A 16,651-nucleotide genomic window follows, 5' to 3' on the forward strand; every position below is an offset into this window, starting at 1 on the left:
TTGTCCCGCATGCCCTTCCGCTTCGTTCACACCGCAGATCTGCATCTCGACTCACCCATTGCCTCGCTCGCGCTGCGCAACGGCGAGTTGGCCGACCTCATTCGCGGAGCGACGCGCCGGACGCTCGAGCGTATCGTCGATCTCTGCATCGCCGAACGTGTCGATGCGCTGCTGGTCGCAGGCGACCTCTATGACGGGTCGCAGACCTCTATGGCGACGGCCTTGTTTCTTACCGCCCAGTTCCGGCGGCTGGAGCAAGCCGGGATCCGCATTTTTCTCATTCGCGGCAACCACGATGCCCAGTCCCAGATCACCCGCGAGCTTACCTTTCCCGCCAACGTCCATGTTTTCGACGGACGGGGGAAGCCGGTCGTTGCAGGCGCGCTGGAGGACGGGCGCGCGGTGAACGTGCACGGCATCAGTTTTGCCCAGCCGCACGCTCCTTCGAGCCTCTTGCCTTCGTTTCGCGGCCCCGTCGTCGATGCCGTGAACATCGGGATGCTCCATACCAGTCTCGGCGGATCGTTGCGCCACGATCCCTACGCTCCCTGCACCGTCGCCGACCTCACCGCCCACGGGTTCGACTACTGGGCGCTTGGCCATATCCACCAGCGCAGCCAGCACCTGAGCAATCCTTGGATCGTCATGCCCGGAATTCCGCAGGGCAGGGACATCAACGAAGCCGGTCCGAAATCGGTGACGCTGGTGACGGTCTCGGACGACGCCGGCATCTCGGTGGAGGAACACCAGGTCGCAGTCGCAGTCTTCGAGCGTTTGCGCGTCGATCTTGATGGTATCGAGGATTGGGGTGGCATGCTCGATGCCGTGGAACGGCGTGCATCACATGCCAAGCGGGAGGCGGGCGACGTCAATCTCGTCATGCGCATCGACCTTGCCGGGACCACGCCGCTTGCCTGGCGTTTGCGGCGTGACGAGGACCTGCTTGCAGGCGAGCTTCAGAATATTGCCGCGGCGATCGGTGATTGCTGGATCGAGAAGGTGGAGCTTTCGGTCCACGCGCCGCTCGCACCTGCCGGCCAGGGTGGCCTCGATCCCGTTCTCGAACTCGGCGGACTGATGCGCGACGACGTGCTCGCCTCTCACGCATTCCAGAGCGAACTGCGGGAAATGCTCTCGGATCTGCTTCGCCAGCTGCCCAAGGGAGCACGCGAATTGCTGGCGGACGACGAACAGGCGCAAGAGGCACTTCTCGCCGAGATCGCCGCGGAGGGAAGCGAGGACGTTCTTGCGCGGCTCGCATCGGCGAGTGCGGAGGCGTCGGGCTGATGCGCATCAATCGCCTCGATCTCGTTCGCTACGGCAAGTTCACCGACCGGAGCCTTGTCTTTCCTGAGCCGCAACCCGGTGGTTCGGACATCCATATCGTTCACGGCCCCAACGAGGCGGGAAAGTCGACCCTCTTTTCCGCCTATCTCGATCTGCTGTTCGGTATCGAGCTGAAGAGCACATACGGTTTCCTGCACGGCTATCCGGCGCTGCGCATCGGCGGCGACTTCACCTTCGCGGGGAACCGCCAGGAGGTCTACCGGCTGAAGCGGAACCAGGCGTCGCTTGTCGGTGCCGACGACAGGTCCCTCCCGGATACGCTGTTTTCGCCCGTTCTCGGCGGGATCGACCGGCATGCCTACCAGATGATGTTCTCGCTCGACGATGACAGCATCGAGAAGGGTGGCGAGGGGATCCTCAAAAGCGAGGGCGAGCTCGGCGCAATGCTGTTTTCCGCAAGCTCCGGCCTTTCGGGAATAACCTCCTCTCTCCAGAGGATGAAGTCCGAAACCGAGGAGTTCTATCGACCTCAGGCGCGAAAGCACCGGCTGTCCGCCCTCAAGGCGGAAGTCGAGGCGTTGCGCGAGGAGCGCAAGCAGCGGGACGTCGCCGCCCGTGACTACGGGACCCTGGTGCGCAGCCGGGATGCAGCCGCCGCCCGCTACGACGAGGTCCTGTCTCAGCGTGCGCAGACGAGACGACAGATGGAGGCGCTCGACCGGCAGCTGGCGGCCATGCCGCTTCTGCAGAGACTTCGGGATCTGCGCGCCCAGCTCGCGACATTCGATCTCGGGGAGACACCGCCACCGGAATGGGCGGTACTGGTCGACAGGCTCTCGCGCGAGGATGCGGAACTCGGCGCCCGTATCGCCCGGATAGACCTCGAAGGCGAGCGCCTCGATACCGACCTTGCCTCCCTTTCCCGGGACGAGGTGGCGCTGGCCAACGAACCGGCGATTGGTATGCTCGGCGACTCGGGACTGGAGGCGCGCTACCGGACCGCACGCATGGACATGGAAAGCCGCGTCGCCGACCGCGAGCGCATCTCCGCTCTCACGGGAGAAAGACTGGCCCTTCTGCAGTTGCCGCCGCATACCGATCCGGCAACGGTGCTGCTTCCACCCGGATCGGCGGACGCCCTGACGAAGCAGTTTTCCCTGCGCTCGGGATTGATGGAGCGGTGCGCCGCGGCAGAACGGGAGGCTGCCGAGACGGAAAGGGCTCTCACCCTCGCGCAACAGGCCGCAGAGGGCATCGAAGACGAAGGTGCCGTCGATGAAGCCGATCGCATGGCGGAGCTCTCGACCATTTGCCGTTCGGTTCGCTCCGGCGGGATTTCCTCTCGCTGGAGGGAGGCGGAACGAGCGGCGGCAATGGAGGCGGAGTCTCTTGCCGATGCGATCGCACGGCTATGGCCCTGGCAGGGTGATGCGCAGGATCTCTCCGCGCTGCCCGTACCCGCCTCTGCCGAAAGGCAGGAACTCAAGGCCGACCTCGATAGCGTAAAGGAAAAGCTGCGCAGGACGCTCGGGCAGATCGCGGATCTGGAGAACGATTTCGCCATCCGGCTGGTAAGTCTTTCCAGGCTCCGCCGCTCGGAGGGGCTGGTCAGCGACTATGAGGCGACGGAACTCCGTTCAGCGCGAGATGACGCTTGGCGGCAGCATCTGGCCGCGCTCGATGAAGGGTCCGCCGACATTTTCGCAAGCGCCATGGAGGCTGATGACAGGGGGACGGCGAAACGCCTGGCCCAGACGGAGCGCCACTCCGAGCTGCGGCTCGAGGAGCGCGCGGTTGCCGAAGCGGAAGCACGTCTCGACGGGTTGCGAAATGCCGCTGATGCCGTGGAGAAGGAGCGCCAGGCTCTCGAGGAGCGGATCGGCGCGACCGTTGTCGCCCTCGGGCTGGCGGCGGATACGAGTCTCGAGGCGCTCGAGGCCTGGCTTGCCCGCCGGGAGGCGGCGCTCGAACTTCGTGCCCGGCACGCCCGCGCCAAGGCCGAGCTTGCCGTTTTCCAGAAGGAGGCAGGGGAGGCGGAGGCACGGTTCACAGATCTGCTCGGCCTCAAGGACAATACCGCCCGTCTCGACGAGCTGCTGCTCCTTGCGGAGGATCGGATGGCGAAGCTTGTCGAGGTCCGTGCCCGGAAGCAGGCGGCAGACGAAAACCTCAATCTGGCGCGGATCCGCAACAAGGAACGCGGGTAGAACTCGAGGAGGCGCGCGCGGCCATCGCCAGCTGGAACTCGACCTGGAATTCCCTTCTGGCCGGAACATGGATCTCGGCGCTACCGGAGCAGCCGGAGCCGGAACGGGTTTCCTCCATGCTGCCCGTCCTCCAGAACCTTTCCCAGCAGGTGGAAGAAGCGCGGAAGCTCGACTACCGGATCGCCGGCATGCGGCGCGATACGGAGCAGTTTTCCGAAGCGATCGCCACGCTCTCACAAAGGCTGGGCATGCCCGAGGCGTCGAGCGATCCGCTCGACGGACTTGCCATGATGACGGCCCGGATTCAGGCGGCAAAGGAAACGGAGACGTATCGCATGCGTGCCGAAGCCGATCGCGCCAAGCTCCAGGGCGAGGCACGGGAACTGGCCGAGCAGCGAGCGGTTCATGAGGCGCGATCCGCCGAGATTTGTACGTTCCTGCGATGCGAGAGCCTCGGCGAAGCGGCGGCGCTCCTTGCCCAGCACGCCAGGCGCCGGGACGTGCTTGCTCGGCTCGACCAGGCCGGCAGCGACATCGCGCGGCAATTGCTGGTCGCGACCGAGGAGGAGGCGGAATCCATCCTCGCTGCGGTCGATGAGCCGCAGCTGGTTGCCGAGCGCAGCGAGCTGCAGGCGCTTTTCGACGAGCAGGATCGCGAGGTCCGGGATCTGCACGTGGCGCGCACCAAGGCAGCCGACGACCTTGCGAGGGTCGGCGATGACGACACCGTGGCCCGGATCGATGAGCATCAGAAGACGCTCCTGCTCGAGCTTGCCGATCGCGCACGCCGCTATCTCTCGAACCAGGCGGGAATACTGGCCGCCGAGCAGGCGCTTCGGCTTTATCGGGAGCGTCATCGCAGCGCCATGATGGACAGGGCTTCCGAGGCGTTCCGATTGATCAGCGGCGGCGAGTATACGGGTCTCGCCACCGTGGCGGAAAAGGACAGCGAATTGCTTATCGCCAACGCTGCGGCGGGTGGTTCGAAACTTGCCCGGGACCTCTCCAAGGGGACACGGTTCCAGCTTTATTTCGCGCTCAGGGTGGCCGGCTACCACGAGATTGCCGCGAATCGAGAGATCCTGCCCTTCATCGCCGACGACATCATGGAGACGTTCGACGACGAGCGCGCGCTCAACACGTTCCGCCTGATGGGTCACATGGCGAAGACCGGGCAGGTCATATACCTCACCCATCACCAGCACCTGCGGGACATCGCACGCCAAGCATGCCCGGACGTGGTCGTTCATGAGCTGTGACGGCGGAAGATACGACTATCCGTTACCGAAAGGTTACCGGGCCGGCCTAGCGAACTTGACTTGACAGGCCTGAAGTGGTTCTTGGCGTGCACCACGGGCGGCGGGACATGCGTTGCTGCGCGTTCCGGGACGGATGGGTATGAGCAAGCAGTCGCATAGAGAGCCAAAGGGAATACGCCGGGGCAGCTTGCCCATCGGCTTCCTTGCCTTTCTGTTGACCCTCCTCGTCACGCCGTTTGCATTGCTCGACGACGGTTGCGGCACGCGTGCGGGCGAATCGCAGAACATGGAAGGCAAGCCTTCCTGCGCGACGCCGGAAAGTGCCCGGTCCGGCGATCTGCCCAGGCCACTGTCGACAGCCGGTGGAATGGGACGGAGCGAACTCTGGATACCCGGCGGCGCCACCGCCGAGCGGCGTTCATCGAAGTCCAAGGCAGGTGTTTCCGATGGCGACGGTGCTGCCAAGGCGGCGCTTTCGCGCTACCAGCCTCTGGTCTATGCCTTTGAAGTCTCTTCCGACGTTCAGGCTTTCCACCGCGACGATGCCCATGTGACATCCGCGGCCGCCGCCGCGTTCCGCAGCCGGGCGCCTCCGCGCGCAGCCAGCTAAGCCAAGCCGGCCGGGAAGGCTGGCACAAACTCCGATTTTCAGGGGAGCCCGCCGCCGTCCGGTCGCGCGCTCCCACGCAAGCTTGAAGTGGATTCATCCATGCGCACCTCCAAATGGTCTCTGGTGGCCTATATCGCCATCATCCTCTTCGGGGTCCTGACGGCCGTCCCGAATATTCTTTCACCCGCACAGTTGCAGTCCTTCGGACGCTATCTGCCTGCCAATCCCGTCACGCTCGGTCTCGACCTCAAGGGTGGATCGCACCTCGTTTTGGAGGTGGATTCCGCGGCACTCCGCAAGGCGCGCATGGATGTGCTGCTGAATGATGTCCGTGCCATCCTGAGGACCGCCGGCGAGAGGGCCTCCGCCGCCAGGCTGAACGGCAGCGAGCTGACCATCACGCTGCCCGACCAGGCATCGCTCGACAAGGTTCTCCCCGAAGTCCGCAAGCTTGCCGCTCCTGCCGGCAGCCTCGGTTTCGGTGGTGGCCAGCCGGATATCGACGTTGCCAACAACGGCATGGTCATTGCCGTGTCGCTGACAGAGGCAGGTCTCAACGACCGCATGTCCGCTGCCGTCGAGCAGAGCCTCGAGATCATCCGTCGTCGTGTCGACCAGGTCGGCGTCGCCGAGCCGTTGATCCAGCGCGTGGGTGGCGACCGCATTCTGGTACAGCTTCCGGGCCTTCAGGATCCGACGCGCCTGCGCCAGCTTCTCGGTTCGACCGCGCAGATGAGCTTCCACATGCTCGATGCGAGCACGGACCCGAACGGTGTGGCGCCACGCGGCGTAACCATCCTTCCCGGAGCCAACGACGGCAACAAGTATGCGGTGGAAGATCGCGTCGCCATCTCGGGCGACAGGCTCGCCGACGCCAAGGCAGGCTTCGACCAGCGCACGAACGAGCCGATCGTCTCCTTCACCTTCGACACGACCGGTGCCCGCCAGTTCGCCGACATCACCAAAGCCAATGTCGGCCGTCCTTTCGCTATCGTCCTCGACGGCAAGGTGCTGACCGCTCCGGTCATCCGCGAACCGATTATCGGCGGCCAGGGCCAGATCAGCGGCAACTTCACCCCGCAGGAGGCGACCGTGCTTTCGGCGCTTCTGCGCTCGGGCGCGCTGCCGGCCCCGCTGACGATCATCGAAGAACGCACAGTCGGACCTAACCTCGGAAGCGACTCGATCCGCATGGGCCTCTACACCGGCTTCGCCGGTCTGGCCCTCGTCGTACTCATGATGGTTGGTCTCTACAGCGCCTGGGGCCTGATCGCCGTCGTCGGCCTGGTCCTTCACACGATCATGACGATCGGCTTCCTCGGCCTGCTCGGCTCGACGCTGACCTTGCCCGGCATCGCCGGTATCATTCTCGGCATCGGTATGGCTGTGGACGCCAACATCCTCATCAATGCCCGTATCCGAGAAGAGACGGCGGGCGGAGCGGGCGCGATGAAGGCGCTCGACGTCGGCTTCAACAAGGCCTACGCCACCATCGTCGACGGCAACATGACGACGATGGTCGGTATGATCCTGCTCTTCATGTTCGGCAGCGGTCCCGTGCGCGGTTTTGCGGTCACCATGATCCTCGGGCTTGCGATCTCGATGTTCACCTCCATCACGGTCGTTCGCCTGCTGATGCGCGAAGTGGTTGTCCGCCGCAAGATGAAGAAGATCGAGATCCATTCGATCCTCGGTGCTGTTCGGAGCATTCCGAGCTTCTCCTTCATGCGCGGTCGCTTCATCGCCATCGGCGTTTCGGCCGTCCTTTCGATCAGCTCGATCATTCTCTTCTTCACGCCGGGCCTCAACTACGGCATCGACTTCGTCGGTGGTATTCAGGTCGAGGCAACCTCGAAGACGCCGATCGACCTTCCGATCGTGCGCGAGAAGATGGAAGGGCTGAACCTCGGCGAAGTCGCCCTGCAGGAATTCGGCCAGGGGACCTCGGTGCTGGTCCGCGTCCAGCGGCAACCGGGCGACGAGGCGGCGCAGACAGCCGCCCTGGGGAAGATCCGCGAGGCCGTTGCGGAAGTCATCCCGGATGCCAACTTCGAACGCACGGAAGTCGTCGGTCCGACGGTCAGCACCGAACTCGCCCGCTCCGGCTTCATCGCGGTCGGCCTCGGCATGCTGGCCATCCTGATCTACATCTGGTGGCGGTTCGAATGGCACTTCGCCGTGGGCGCCATCGCGACGCTGATCCTCGACATCACCAAGATGATCGGCTTCTTCGCGCTGATGCAGATCGACTTCAACCTGACGGCGATCGCCGCCGTGCTGACGCTGATCGGTTACTCGGTCAACGACAAGGTGGTGGTCTACGACCGCATGCGAGAGAACCTGCGCAAATACAAGTCGATGCCGTTCTCGGAGCTGATCGACCTGTCGATCAACCAGGTGATCATGCGATGCATCTTCACCTCGGTCGCCGTGGCCGCCGCGCTGCTGCCGATGGCGATCTGGGGTGGCGATACCGTCAAGCCGTTCGCCTGGCCGATGGTCTTCGGCGTCATCGTCGCCACGTCCTCGTCGATCTACATCGGCGGCCCGATCCTGCTCTTCCTCAGCCGCTGGTGGAAGGATCGCGAGACGACAAGGGCGCCGTCCACGCCGGCCGCACAGGCCTGATCCAGAAAATGAAACGGGCGCCCTTGAGGCGCCCGTTTCAGTTCTAGTGTGGAGATGCGGTGCCTACTGGAAACGCGCTGGCGAAAAGACCTCGGCGTCCAGTTCATGCTGTTCGTACCCCTTGAGCGGAGAGGTCTCGGCAATCAGCGCGGCCGCCAGGCTTCCGAGCGCCGGGGAGGTCAGAATGCCGTATCCGCCCTGTCCCGCCAGCCAGAAGAAGGCCGGATTGTCCGTCGCCGGGCCGACGACCGGGAGGCGGTCGGTGCTGAAACTGCGCATCCCCGCCCAGCTGCTTGCAACCCGGCGTACTGACAGTGTCGTCGCCTGTTCCAAATGATGAGCGGCATAGGCAATGTCGATTTCCTCCGGCTGGACGTCGGCCGGTTCGCAGGGGGTGGCGTCCGCCGGTGAGACCAGCAGCCGTCCCGCATCGGGCTTGAAGTAGAATTCTTCGTCGACCTCGTTGATCTCCGGCAGCAGCCCCACGTCTATCCCCTCGGGCAGGTCGACCGTGATAGCGGTCCGCCGGTGGGGCACGATGGAGAGCGGGCGCACGCCACACAGCGCTGCCACCGTATCGGCCCAGCCGCCCGCGGCGTTGACGATGAGGTCCACCGAAATCTGATCCTTGCCCGTGTCGATCGTCCATCGGCCGTCGTCAAGGGTGGCGCTTTCGAGCGTTCGTCCCTGGAGGAATTCCGCCCCGTTGCGGCGGGCGCCGCGCACATATCCCTGCATGAGCGCATCGACGTCGATATCCCAATAGTCGGGATCGAAGTAGGCGCCACCGAGGCTGTCCGGATCGAGGAAGGGCACGTGCGTGAGTGCTGCCTCCACGGTCAGCTTCTCGACGGATGCACCTGCCGCCTTGCTGCGCTGGTAGAGGGTCTCGATCCGCTCTTCCTTTCCCTTGGCGCCGATCATGACGCTGCCGCGCCGTCTCAGAAGCGGCGTCTCGGAAAAGCCTTCCGGTGGATCGGCCATGAAAGGATGGCTGATCGCGGCAAGCGTGTTCACCGCCGGCGCGTTGTCGCGAAGCGTGAATTCCGCGGCGGACCGGCCGGTGCTGTGGTAGCCGAGGGCTTCCTCGCGTTCGAGGACCACCACCGACCGATGCGGGGCCAGGAAATACGCAAGCGAGATGCCTGCGATGCCGCCGCCGATGATTGCAATGTCGTAGTGTTGCATGGTTTTCCCGTCGCTTCTGGATATGCGGGAGACCTAAGGCCTTTTGGACCTGCATTCAAATTTATAGAGGTGAAGGTGACTATCAGTCTGGTTTATGCCGGGTGGTGGCGCCACGGCGGCACATCGGCGACGTGGGCCAGGAAGGCACGTTCGGCGGAATTGAGGGCAGCATCTGGATTGGTGATCCGGAAGGTTTCGGTTTCCGGTAGTACGTCGTAGGGCGGAAGCTGCCACAACGTGCCCATTTCGACAGCCGTTGCCGTCATGTGGACCGGTAACATGCCGATCCCGGCGTTGGCGATGACCAGCCGCAGAACCTCCTCGACATTGAAGGCGATGGCGCGGACCTGCTGGCCGAACGAGCCGATGGCGCGCACTGCGGTGACCGGCCCCATGTGCGGCCCGCCGAGAACGTCTGCAAGAAAGCTGACATAGGGCTCGCCGCGCAGGTCCTCGACCCGAACGTCGGAGGCGCCGAACAGCCGGTGATTTCTTCCGCAGTAGAGTGCGTAATGCTCATAGCAGAACGGCACCTTGGCCAGGCTGTCCGGAATGATTCCGTCTGACAGCCCGAGGGTTGCGACACCGCGCTCGACCGCGCTGATCACGTCGGCGGTGGTTTCCACGGTGATTCCGATCGTCACCTTCGGGTAGAGGCGGAAGAAGGAGGCAAGCGCGCTGTCCCATTGCGGATTAAGCGCGTGGCTCACCGAATGGATGGTGACGTGCCCGGTCACCTCGTCGCCGGAAAGTTCGACCGCCTCGGGAAGGCGCACGACGGCCGTGAAGATCTCCCGGCAAAGCCGGTGAAGCCTCGATCCCGCTTCCGTCAGTTCAAATCTACCCGGCCGGCGATCGATGAGCTTGTGGCCGACCGACTGTTCGAGCCGCTTGAGAGCCATGCTGACGGCGGGTTGCTGGAGCAGCAGCCGGTTGGCCGCACGCGTGATGCTGCCTTCCTCCACTACCACCACGAAGGTGCGAAGCAGGTTCCAGTCGAGGTTGTGAGCGAAGCGTTCGAGTCGGTTGATGGGCATCCGTCAGGCCGGGTCGGGGTCTTCCCGAAACGAAACGGGCCGGAGGACATCTGAAGTCCTGCGGCCCGAACGCTCGGTAGCGAAAGATCTCACTTCATCGTGTAGATATCGATGGAGAAGTATTTTTCGTTGATCTTCTGGTAGGTGCCGTCGGCACGTATTTCCTTGAGGGCCGCGTTGAGCTTCTCCCGGAGCGCGTTGTCCTCCTGGCGCACCGCGATGCCGACGCCTTCACCGACATATTTCGGATCGGTTATCGGCTGTCCGATCAGTTCGCAGCAGGCCTTGCCGTCGTCGTTCTTGGTGACCCAGTCGAGCAGGGGGATCATGTCGCCAACCTCGAGGTCCAGCCGACCGTTGGCCATGTCCAGGTTCACTTCGTCCTGCGTCGGGTAGAGCTTGATGTCTGCATCCGGATAGACGGCTGCGACATAGTCGGCCTGCGTCGTGCCGGACTGCGCGCCGATCGTCTTGCCCTTCATGCCTTCGTTGGTGAAGTCGGTTATGCCGGATCCCTTTGCTGCGGCGTGGGTCATGGCGGCGAGGTAGTAGGGATCGGTAAAGGACACCTGCTTCTTGCGCTCGTCCGTAATGAACATCGATGCGATGATCATGTCGTACTTCTTCGCCTGCAGACCGGGGATGATGCCATCCCAGTCCTGGGCGACGACTTCACACTCGACCTTCAGCTTTTCGCAGAGCGCAAGCCCGATCTCGACGTCGAAGCCCGCGAGGTTGCCCGCGGAGTCCTGGAAGTTGAAGGGCGGGTAGGCGCCCTCGGTTCCGATCTTGAGTGTCTCGGCCATGGCCGGAACAGCGGTGAGGGCCGTGGCCGCGAGGACCAGGGCCAGGAGCGTCTTCTTCATTTTCGTTCCCCTTGGAGGTTGATTATCAGACGATGGATCAAACGGTAGCTTGGGGTTGCGCATAAACGAAATAGATAGCTGCAATAGTCGTTATTATTTTGACTGATGTTCGAGCCGGAATCTAGACCTCTCTCACCGTGGAGAGCGCGCGCATGACGCCGCGCAGCTCGGCCAGTCCCTTCAGTCGTCCGATGAGCGAATAGCCCGGGTTGATTCTCGCCTTTCCGATGTCGTCGGCAAGCAGATGGCCGTGGTCGGGACGCATGGGAATCTGCCAGTCCGGGCGACCTTCCTCCTTCCGCCGGGCCTGTTCCTTGAGCAGTGCCGCAACCACGGCGACCATGTCGGTCGAGCCGTCGAGGTGGTCCGATTCATGGAAGGAACCATCGGCCTCCCGGGTCACGTTGCGCAGGTGAGCGAAATGGATTTGCGGGCCGAATTCACGGATCATCGCGACGAGATCGTTGTCGGCGCGCACGCCGTAGGACCCGGTGCAGAAGGTGATGCCGTTGGCCGGGCTGTCGGCTGCCGCGAGGATTGCCCGAACATCCGCCGCCGTCGAAACTACGCGGGGAAGGCCGAAGAGGGAGAATGGCGGATCGTCCGGATGGATGCACAGTCGCGCCCCGACTTCTTCGGCGACCGGTACGATTTCCTTGAGGAAGGAAACGAGGTTCGCCCTCAGCGTATCGGCATCGACGCCCTGGTAGTCGGCAAGCGCCCGTCGAAATCCATCCCGGTCATAGGTACGTTCGGTGGCGGGGAGGCCGGCGATCAGGTTTCGCTCGATCGTGGCGACCTTTTCGGCGTCGAGGCTTGCGAGCCTGGCCTCGGCCTCCCGGATGCGCTCGGGTGTGTAGTCCTTCTCCGCGCCGGGGCGCTCCAGTACCAGGAGATCGTAGGCGGCGAAATCGACTGCGTCGAATCTCAGCGCATATCCGGTCGAGGGCATCCGGTACATGAGGTCCGTCCGCGTCCAGTCGACCACCGGCATGAAGTTGTAGCAGATCGTGGTGACGCCAGCTCCCGCAAGCGCCCGGATCGTGTCCTTGTAGTAGCCGACATAGCGGTCGCGTTCCCGGCTCGCGATCTTGATGGAATTGTGCACGGGAATGCTCTCGACCACCGACCATGTCAGGCCGGATGATTCTATCCCGGCCTTGTACCTCTCGATCTCTTCGCTTGGCCACGCGGAGCCGTCGTAGATGTGGTGAAGGGCCGAGACGACGCCGGTGGCTCCCGCCTGTTTGATATGATCCAGCGTCACCGGATCGTTAGGCCCATACCAGCGAAAGCACTCTTCCATCGTCATTTCCTCCTCCTGCTCCCGGACTTTGGACCACAGACGGGAATGTGGTGCAAGACCGATCGAATGCCGGTCTGGCGCTTGATGCCACCCGCCCGCGTCTCTCCGAAAGGGGAGTGGAATCGGCGCGGGGAGGTGCTTCCTGTCGCTGACGCCCCGTGCTCTATTGCGGATCATGCGCCGGCCGTGCAGATCCCGCCCGGTCGTGCCGGGAGGGCGCGGGCGCTGGCGGCAAGAGGAGGAAACGGAGTGAAGGATCAGGAATTCGCGGGCAAGGCTGCCCTGGTGACCGGGACAAGCGGCATAGGCCGCGCATCGGCGATCCGGCTTGCGGAAGGCGGCGCCACGGTCATGTGTCTAGGCATCGACGAAGGCGCGAACGATGAACTCCGGTCCATCGCCACGGAAGGCCGCCTGTCGCTTCTTGTCCGCAAAACCGACGTGTCGGTCGCAGGGGAGGTCGGAGAGGCGATTGACGAGATCTGCGCCTCGGCAGGCGGGCTGGACATCATCGTAAACTCGGCGGCAATCCATCCCTATGGCACGGCGGTGACCACGGATGCGGAGACCTTCGCGCGCTGCATGGCGGTCAATGTCGGTTCGATCCATCTGACCGCGCATTTCGGCGTGCCGCACATGGCAAGGCGCGGCGGCGGCGCGATCGTGAACATATCCTCGGTGCAGGGTCACGCGTGCCAGAAAGGTGTAGCCGCCTATGTCGCGAGCAAGGGGGCGATCCATGCGCTGACCCGCGCAATGGCGCTCGACCATGCGGCCGAGGGCATCCGGGTCAATTCGGTAAGCCCCGGTTCGGTGAGGACACCGATTCTGGAGCTTGCGGCACGCACGTTCGACGGAGAAGGAGCAGACCTCGGGGAGGTATTCCGGAGATTCGGTGCCGCGCATCCGCTCGGGCGGATCGGGGAACCGCAGGAAGTCGCCGAAATGGTCGCCTACCTGGCTTCGGACCGCGCCGCTTTCTGCACCGGCGCGGACTTCGTTATCGACGGCGGGCTTACTGCCGCCCTCGGCGTTGCTTAAGGAGCGTCGCCGTCACCAGCGATTGTGAACGTGCGGAGCGACGAGGCGATAATAGATCTCGCGTGTCGCCTCCATCAGATCCTCGGAAAATACCGGAAGGCTCGCAGCCCGCGCATTGGCTTCGGCCTGGGCGGCATTGCGTGCACCGGGGATCACGACGCTCACGGCTTCGTTCATGAGAATCCAGCGCAATGCGAAGGCGGCCATGGTTTCGCCGGCAGGAACCAGCGCACGGATTTCCTCGACCGCCTGGAGACCGGTTTCGAACGGCACGCCGGCAAAGGTTTCGCCAACGTCGAATGCCTCGCCGTGGCGGTTGAAGTTGCGGTGGTCGTCAGCGGCAAACGCCGTGTCGGCGGAAATCTTGCCGGACAGCAAGCCGCTTGCGAGCGGCACTCGGGCGATTACCGCGACCTTCTTGCGGGCCGCTTCCTTGAAGAAGAGGTTCGCCGGACGCTGGCGGAAAATGTTGTAGATGATCTGCACGCTGACGACGCCGGGATACTCGATCGCCTTCAGCCCTTCTTCCACTTTTTCGACGCTCACCCCGTAGGTAGCGATCTTGCCGGCGGCCTTGATCTCGTCGAGCGCATGGAAGACTTCCGGCCGGTAGTAGACCTCCGTCGGCGGGCAATGAAGCTGCACCAGATCGAGGCAGTCGACACCGAGATTGAGGAGGCTCCGGTCGATGAAGGCCTCGAGGTTCTCTTTGGTGTATCCATCCGCGACGTGCGGCGAAAGCCGACGGCCGGCCTTGGTTGCCACCATCGGCCGGTGACCGCCCCGCGATTTCAGCACGTCTGCGATGATTTTCTCCGACCGCCCGTCGCCGTAGACGTCGGCCGTGTCGATGAAGGTGATGCCTGCGTCGAGCGCGGCATTCAGGGCAGCGCGCCCGTCCGCCTCGCTGACGTCGCCCCAGGCGCCGCCGATCTGCCACGCGCCGAAGCCTATGTCGGTCGTGGTGAATGCGGTGCGGCCGAATTTGCGGTGTCTCATGGGGCTCCTCCCGGATCTGATCCTGTCAATGTGGCTTTGCGCGTAGCACCGAGCGCAGGCAGGGGCAACAGGTTCGCCGATATCGAAGAATCAGGCGCCGCCTTGGGCCCGCTCCGAGCGTACGATCTCGTAGTAGGCGGAGAGCTGGGGGATGGCCTTGGAAAGGGCGTCGAACAGCGGGTCGCTCTCGTGGAGCGTATCGGCATACTTGGCCGCGACCAGCCGGGCGTGCATTTCAGCGGCCTTGGGATCAAGCGCCGCCATCGCGGTGTAGACCGGCGATGCCGTCGTGCGTCCCTTCACTGTAATCCGGTCCAGTTCGAGGATGGCGAAGGCGGCGCCCGCCTGCCGGGCAGTCTCCTCGCCAAGCAGCAGCGGAACGCCGTAGTTCTTTGATGCGCCCTCGAGCCGGGAAGCAAGGTTCACCGCATCGCCCAGCACCGAATAGTCGAACCGTTGCAGCGATCCCATGTTGCCGACCACGCACTCGCCGGTGTTGATGCCGATGCCGATGCGAAGCCTGTGATAAGGCGTTCCCCGTTCCTTTGCCTCCCGTTCCAGCTCGGCGTTGAGGGAGTCCATGCCGGAGAGCATGCCGCGCGCCGCCGCGACGGCATGCACCGCATGATCCGCGTCGTCGAGCGGGGCGTTCCAGAAGGCCATGAGGCAGTCGCCGATATACTTGTCGATCGTGCCGCCGTGGCCCATGACGATGTCGGAGAGGGGCGTCAGCAGGCGGTTGATGAGCGCCGTCAGCTGCTCAGGATCTTCCTTCATCTTCTCGGCAATGGTGGTGAAGCCGCGCACATCGCAGAAGAGGATTGTCAGCGTGCGCCGCTCGCCTCCGAGGCGCAGCTGCGAAGGATCCATCGCCAGCCGCTCGACCAGGGTCGGGGAAAGATACTGGGAGAAAGCCCGGATGATCTGCTGCCGGTTGCGCCGCTCGTCGGCATAGTCGAACGCCGCCTGGCTGATCACGACGCATACGAAGGCGAGCGCCGGGCCGAGCGGCGAGACGAAAACGTGGCCGAGGCGAATCGCAAGGAAGCTTGCTGCCGCGAGTAGGATCACGACGAGAAGCGATGTCAGCGCCGCCTGCCAGCGCGTTTCCTTCCTCACTACGAAAGCGCCGAGAAGTGCGGCAAGGACAATACCGAGAACGACCAGCATCGGGCTCGCCCGGGCAATCGAATCGCCTCGTGTCAGATTGTCGAAGATCGTGGCCTGGATCTCGACGCCGGAAACGAGCCGGCCCGTGTGGACTGTATAAGGTGTCGCGAAAGCGTCCGTGCCGCCCGCCTTGATCTCCGGGGCGTTCTGCAAACTCAGGCCGACAAGGACGACCCGGTCGCGAAAGATGTCCTTAGGCAGGAAGTTATCGGGGTCGAGCGCCTGGTAGTAGGATACGGTCTGATAGCTGCGTCCGGGGCCATAGGACTGCACCATCAGCGGTCCGACCGGCGACTTTGTCTCGCGGCCGGAGACGCGGGAGAGCTGGAGGGCGAAACCGTCTTTATAGTGCGGGATATCCCGGAAGATGCCGTCGCCGTGCAGAGAAATCGAGGCGAGACCCGTGACCGCGCCTGCGTCGGTGAACTGTCGCAGCGGCGTCGTGCGCAGCAACTGCTCGGCCTGTGGTGTCACGATCACGCTCTCGTCGCCCGCGAGCACCACGTCCGGCCCGAGCGCATCGGCAAGCGCCTTGTCGTTTGCGGGATCAGAGGGCTCCGCGAAGATGATGTCCATGCCGATCGCCTTGGCACCTGCCGCGCGAAGGCTTTCGATCAGCTGGGCGTGGAGGCTGCGCGGCCACGGCCATTGCGCGTTGAGGTCGGCGAGGGAAGGTTCGTCGATCGCGACCACGATCGGCCCTCCCTCCGGCGGCGATGGGTCGTCCAGTGTCGAGAGATAGTCGAAGCTTCTGAGCTCGAGCAGCGACCAGCCGGGCACGGAGGAAAGCACCGAGACGACGGTGATGACCGCGGCGGTCAGGAGCGCGAGCCTCGCGGGCCTGCCGATTCTCGGCGGTCTGCTGATTCCCGCAGCTCCGTTCATGAAAAGAGGGCCTTCGCAGGCATTGCGAATCGCTGTCGCGTCCACCTCGACCGCGGTCGCGGAACGAACGGTGATCCGGCGGCGGCATGCGCGACCGTCAGCGCCGGCGAAGCTTGCCGCCGGCATAATATTGAAAATCCCCTCATCGGTGGTAACCAGTCTCAAATG

General features: G+C 63.9%; 12 protein-coding genes. 6 read left to right on the plus strand and 6 right to left on the minus strand.

The window, feature by feature from the left end; genetic code table 11:
* Window positions 1–9 precede the first annotated feature (9 nt).
* The 5 genes from F3Y30_RS10910 (at window position 10) to secD (ending at window position 7,991) form a co-directional block, all read left to right on the plus strand.
* Window positions 10–1,287, plus strand: a complete 1,278-nt coding sequence (locus F3Y30_RS10910; RefSeq protein ID WP_203426572.1) for an exonuclease SbcCD subunit D — start codon at window positions 10–12, stop codon at window positions 1,285–1,287.
* A complete protein-coding gene (locus F3Y30_RS10915) occupies window positions 1,287–3,494 on the plus strand; it encodes an AAA family ATPase (RefSeq protein WP_203422773.1) in 2,208 nt (735 codons plus the stop codon). The genes F3Y30_RS10910 and F3Y30_RS10915 overlap by 1 nt, the downstream gene beginning before the upstream one ends.
* 116 nt (window positions 3,495–3,610) lie before the next feature.
* Window positions 3,611–4,753, plus strand: a complete 1,143-nt coding sequence (locus tag F3Y30_RS10920; protein WP_203422774.1) for a hypothetical protein — start codon at window positions 3,611–3,613, stop codon at window positions 4,751–4,753.
* Between the two features lie 139 nt (window positions 4,754–4,892).
* Window positions 4,893–5,363 carry a hypothetical protein gene (locus F3Y30_RS10925; protein ID WP_203422775.1) on the plus strand — a complete coding sequence of 157 codons (471 nt, stop codon included), beginning with the start codon at window positions 4,893–4,895 and terminating at the stop codon, window positions 5,361–5,363.
* Window positions 5,364–5,462: 99 nt separating this feature from the next.
* On the plus strand, window positions 5,463–7,991 hold the full coding sequence (gene secD, locus F3Y30_RS10930; RefSeq protein WP_203422776.1) for a protein translocase subunit SecD: 2,529 nt from the start codon (window positions 5,463–5,465) through the stop codon (window positions 7,989–7,991).
* 63 nt (window positions 7,992–8,054) lie between these two features.
* Here secD and F3Y30_RS10935 read toward each other — a convergent pair whose 3' ends face one another.
* From F3Y30_RS10935 to uxuA, 4 genes are all read right to left on the minus strand, one after another.
* The gene (locus F3Y30_RS10935) at window positions 8,055–9,179 is read right to left on the minus strand and encodes an FAD-dependent oxidoreductase (RefSeq protein ID WP_203422777.1); all 1,125 of its coding nucleotides are present in this window, start codon (window positions 9,177–9,179) and stop codon (window positions 8,055–8,057) included.
* A gap of 92 nt (window positions 9,180–9,271) precedes the next feature.
* On the minus strand, window positions 9,272–10,216 hold the full coding sequence (locus tag F3Y30_RS10940; RefSeq protein ID WP_203422778.1) for a LysR family transcriptional regulator: 945 nt from the start codon (window positions 10,214–10,216) through the stop codon (window positions 9,272–9,274).
* Between the two features lie 89 nt (window positions 10,217–10,305).
* The gene (locus F3Y30_RS10945) at window positions 10,306–11,082 is read right to left on the minus strand and encodes an ABC transporter substrate-binding protein (protein WP_203422779.1); all 777 of its coding nucleotides are present in this window, start codon (window positions 11,080–11,082) and stop codon (window positions 10,306–10,308) included.
* A 121-nt stretch (window positions 11,083–11,203) separates the two neighbouring features.
* Window positions 11,204–12,388 carry a mannonate dehydratase gene (gene uxuA, locus F3Y30_RS10950; protein WP_203426573.1) on the minus strand — a complete coding sequence of 395 codons (1,185 nt, stop codon included), beginning with the start codon at window positions 12,386–12,388 and terminating at the stop codon, window positions 11,204–11,206.
* Between the two features lie 249 nt (window positions 12,389–12,637).
* Between uxuA and F3Y30_RS10955 the strand changes: the two genes are divergently transcribed.
* Complete coding sequence (locus tag F3Y30_RS10955; RefSeq protein ID WP_246752708.1) at window positions 12,638–13,429, plus strand: SDR family oxidoreductase; 792 nt, start codon at window positions 12,638–12,640, stop codon at window positions 13,427–13,429.
* Window positions 13,430–13,441: 12 nt separating this feature from the next.
* On the opposite strand, the gene F3Y30_RS10960 is transcribed toward F3Y30_RS10955, so the two are convergent.
* Together F3Y30_RS10960 and F3Y30_RS10965 are read right to left on the minus strand one after the other, a co-directional pair.
* Window positions 13,442–14,428 carry an aldo/keto reductase gene (locus F3Y30_RS10960; protein ID WP_203422780.1) on the minus strand — a complete coding sequence of 329 codons (987 nt, stop codon included), beginning with the start codon at window positions 14,426–14,428 and terminating at the stop codon, window positions 13,442–13,444.
* 90 nt (window positions 14,429–14,518) lie between these two features.
* Window positions 14,519–16,483, minus strand: coding sequence for an adenylate/guanylate cyclase domain-containing protein (locus tag F3Y30_RS10965; protein ID WP_203426575.1), 1,965 nt, complete (start codon window positions 16,481–16,483; stop codon window positions 14,519–14,521).
* Window positions 16,484–16,651 lie beyond the last annotated feature (168 nt).

The organism is Sinorhizobium sp. BG8 (genome assembly GCF_016864555.1).
Classification (GTDB): domain Bacteria; phylum Pseudomonadota; class Alphaproteobacteria; order Rhizobiales; family Rhizobiaceae; genus BG8.

What these genes read in the sequence shown, in the direction of transcription:
- F3Y30_RS10910 (WP_203426572.1), top strand. Translation starts at nt 10, where the DNA reads ATGCCCTTCCGCTTCGTTCACACCGCAGATCTGCATCTCGACTCACCC.
- F3Y30_RS10915 (WP_203422773.1), top strand. Translation starts at nt 1,287, where the DNA reads ATGCGCATCAATCGCCTCGATCTCGTTCGCTACGGCAAGTTCACCGAC.
- F3Y30_RS10920 (WP_203422774.1), top strand. Translation starts at nt 3,611, where the DNA reads ATGCTGCCCGTCCTCCAGAACCTTTCCCAGCAGGTGGAAGAAGCGCGG.
- F3Y30_RS10925 (WP_203422775.1), top strand. Translation starts at nt 4,893, where the DNA reads ATGAGCAAGCAGTCGCATAGAGAGCCAAAGGGAATACGCCGGGGCAGC.
- secD (WP_203422776.1), top strand. Translation starts at nt 5,463, where the DNA reads ATGCGCACCTCCAAATGGTCTCTGGTGGCCTATATCGCCATCATCCTC.
- F3Y30_RS10935 (WP_203422777.1), bottom strand. Translation starts at nt 9,179, where the DNA reads ATGCAACACTACGACATTGCAATCATCGGCGGCGGCATCGCAGGCATC.
- F3Y30_RS10940 (WP_203422778.1), bottom strand. Translation starts at nt 10,216, where the DNA reads ATGCCCATCAACCGACTCGAACGCTTCGCTCACAACCTCGACTGGAAC.
- F3Y30_RS10945 (WP_203422779.1), bottom strand. Translation starts at nt 11,082, where the DNA reads ATGAAGAAGACGCTCCTGGCCCTGGTCCTCGCGGCCACGGCCCTCACC.
- uxuA (WP_203426573.1), bottom strand. Translation starts at nt 12,388, where the DNA reads ATGGAAGAGTGCTTTCGCTGGTATGGGCCTAACGATCCGGTGACGCTG.
- F3Y30_RS10960 (WP_203422780.1), bottom strand. Translation starts at nt 14,428, where the DNA reads ATGAGACACCGCAAATTCGGCCGCACCGCATTCACCACGACCGACATA.
- F3Y30_RS10965 (WP_203426575.1), bottom strand. Translation starts at nt 16,483, where the DNA reads ATGAACGGAGCTGCGGGAATCAGCAGACCGCCGAGAATCGGCAGGCCC.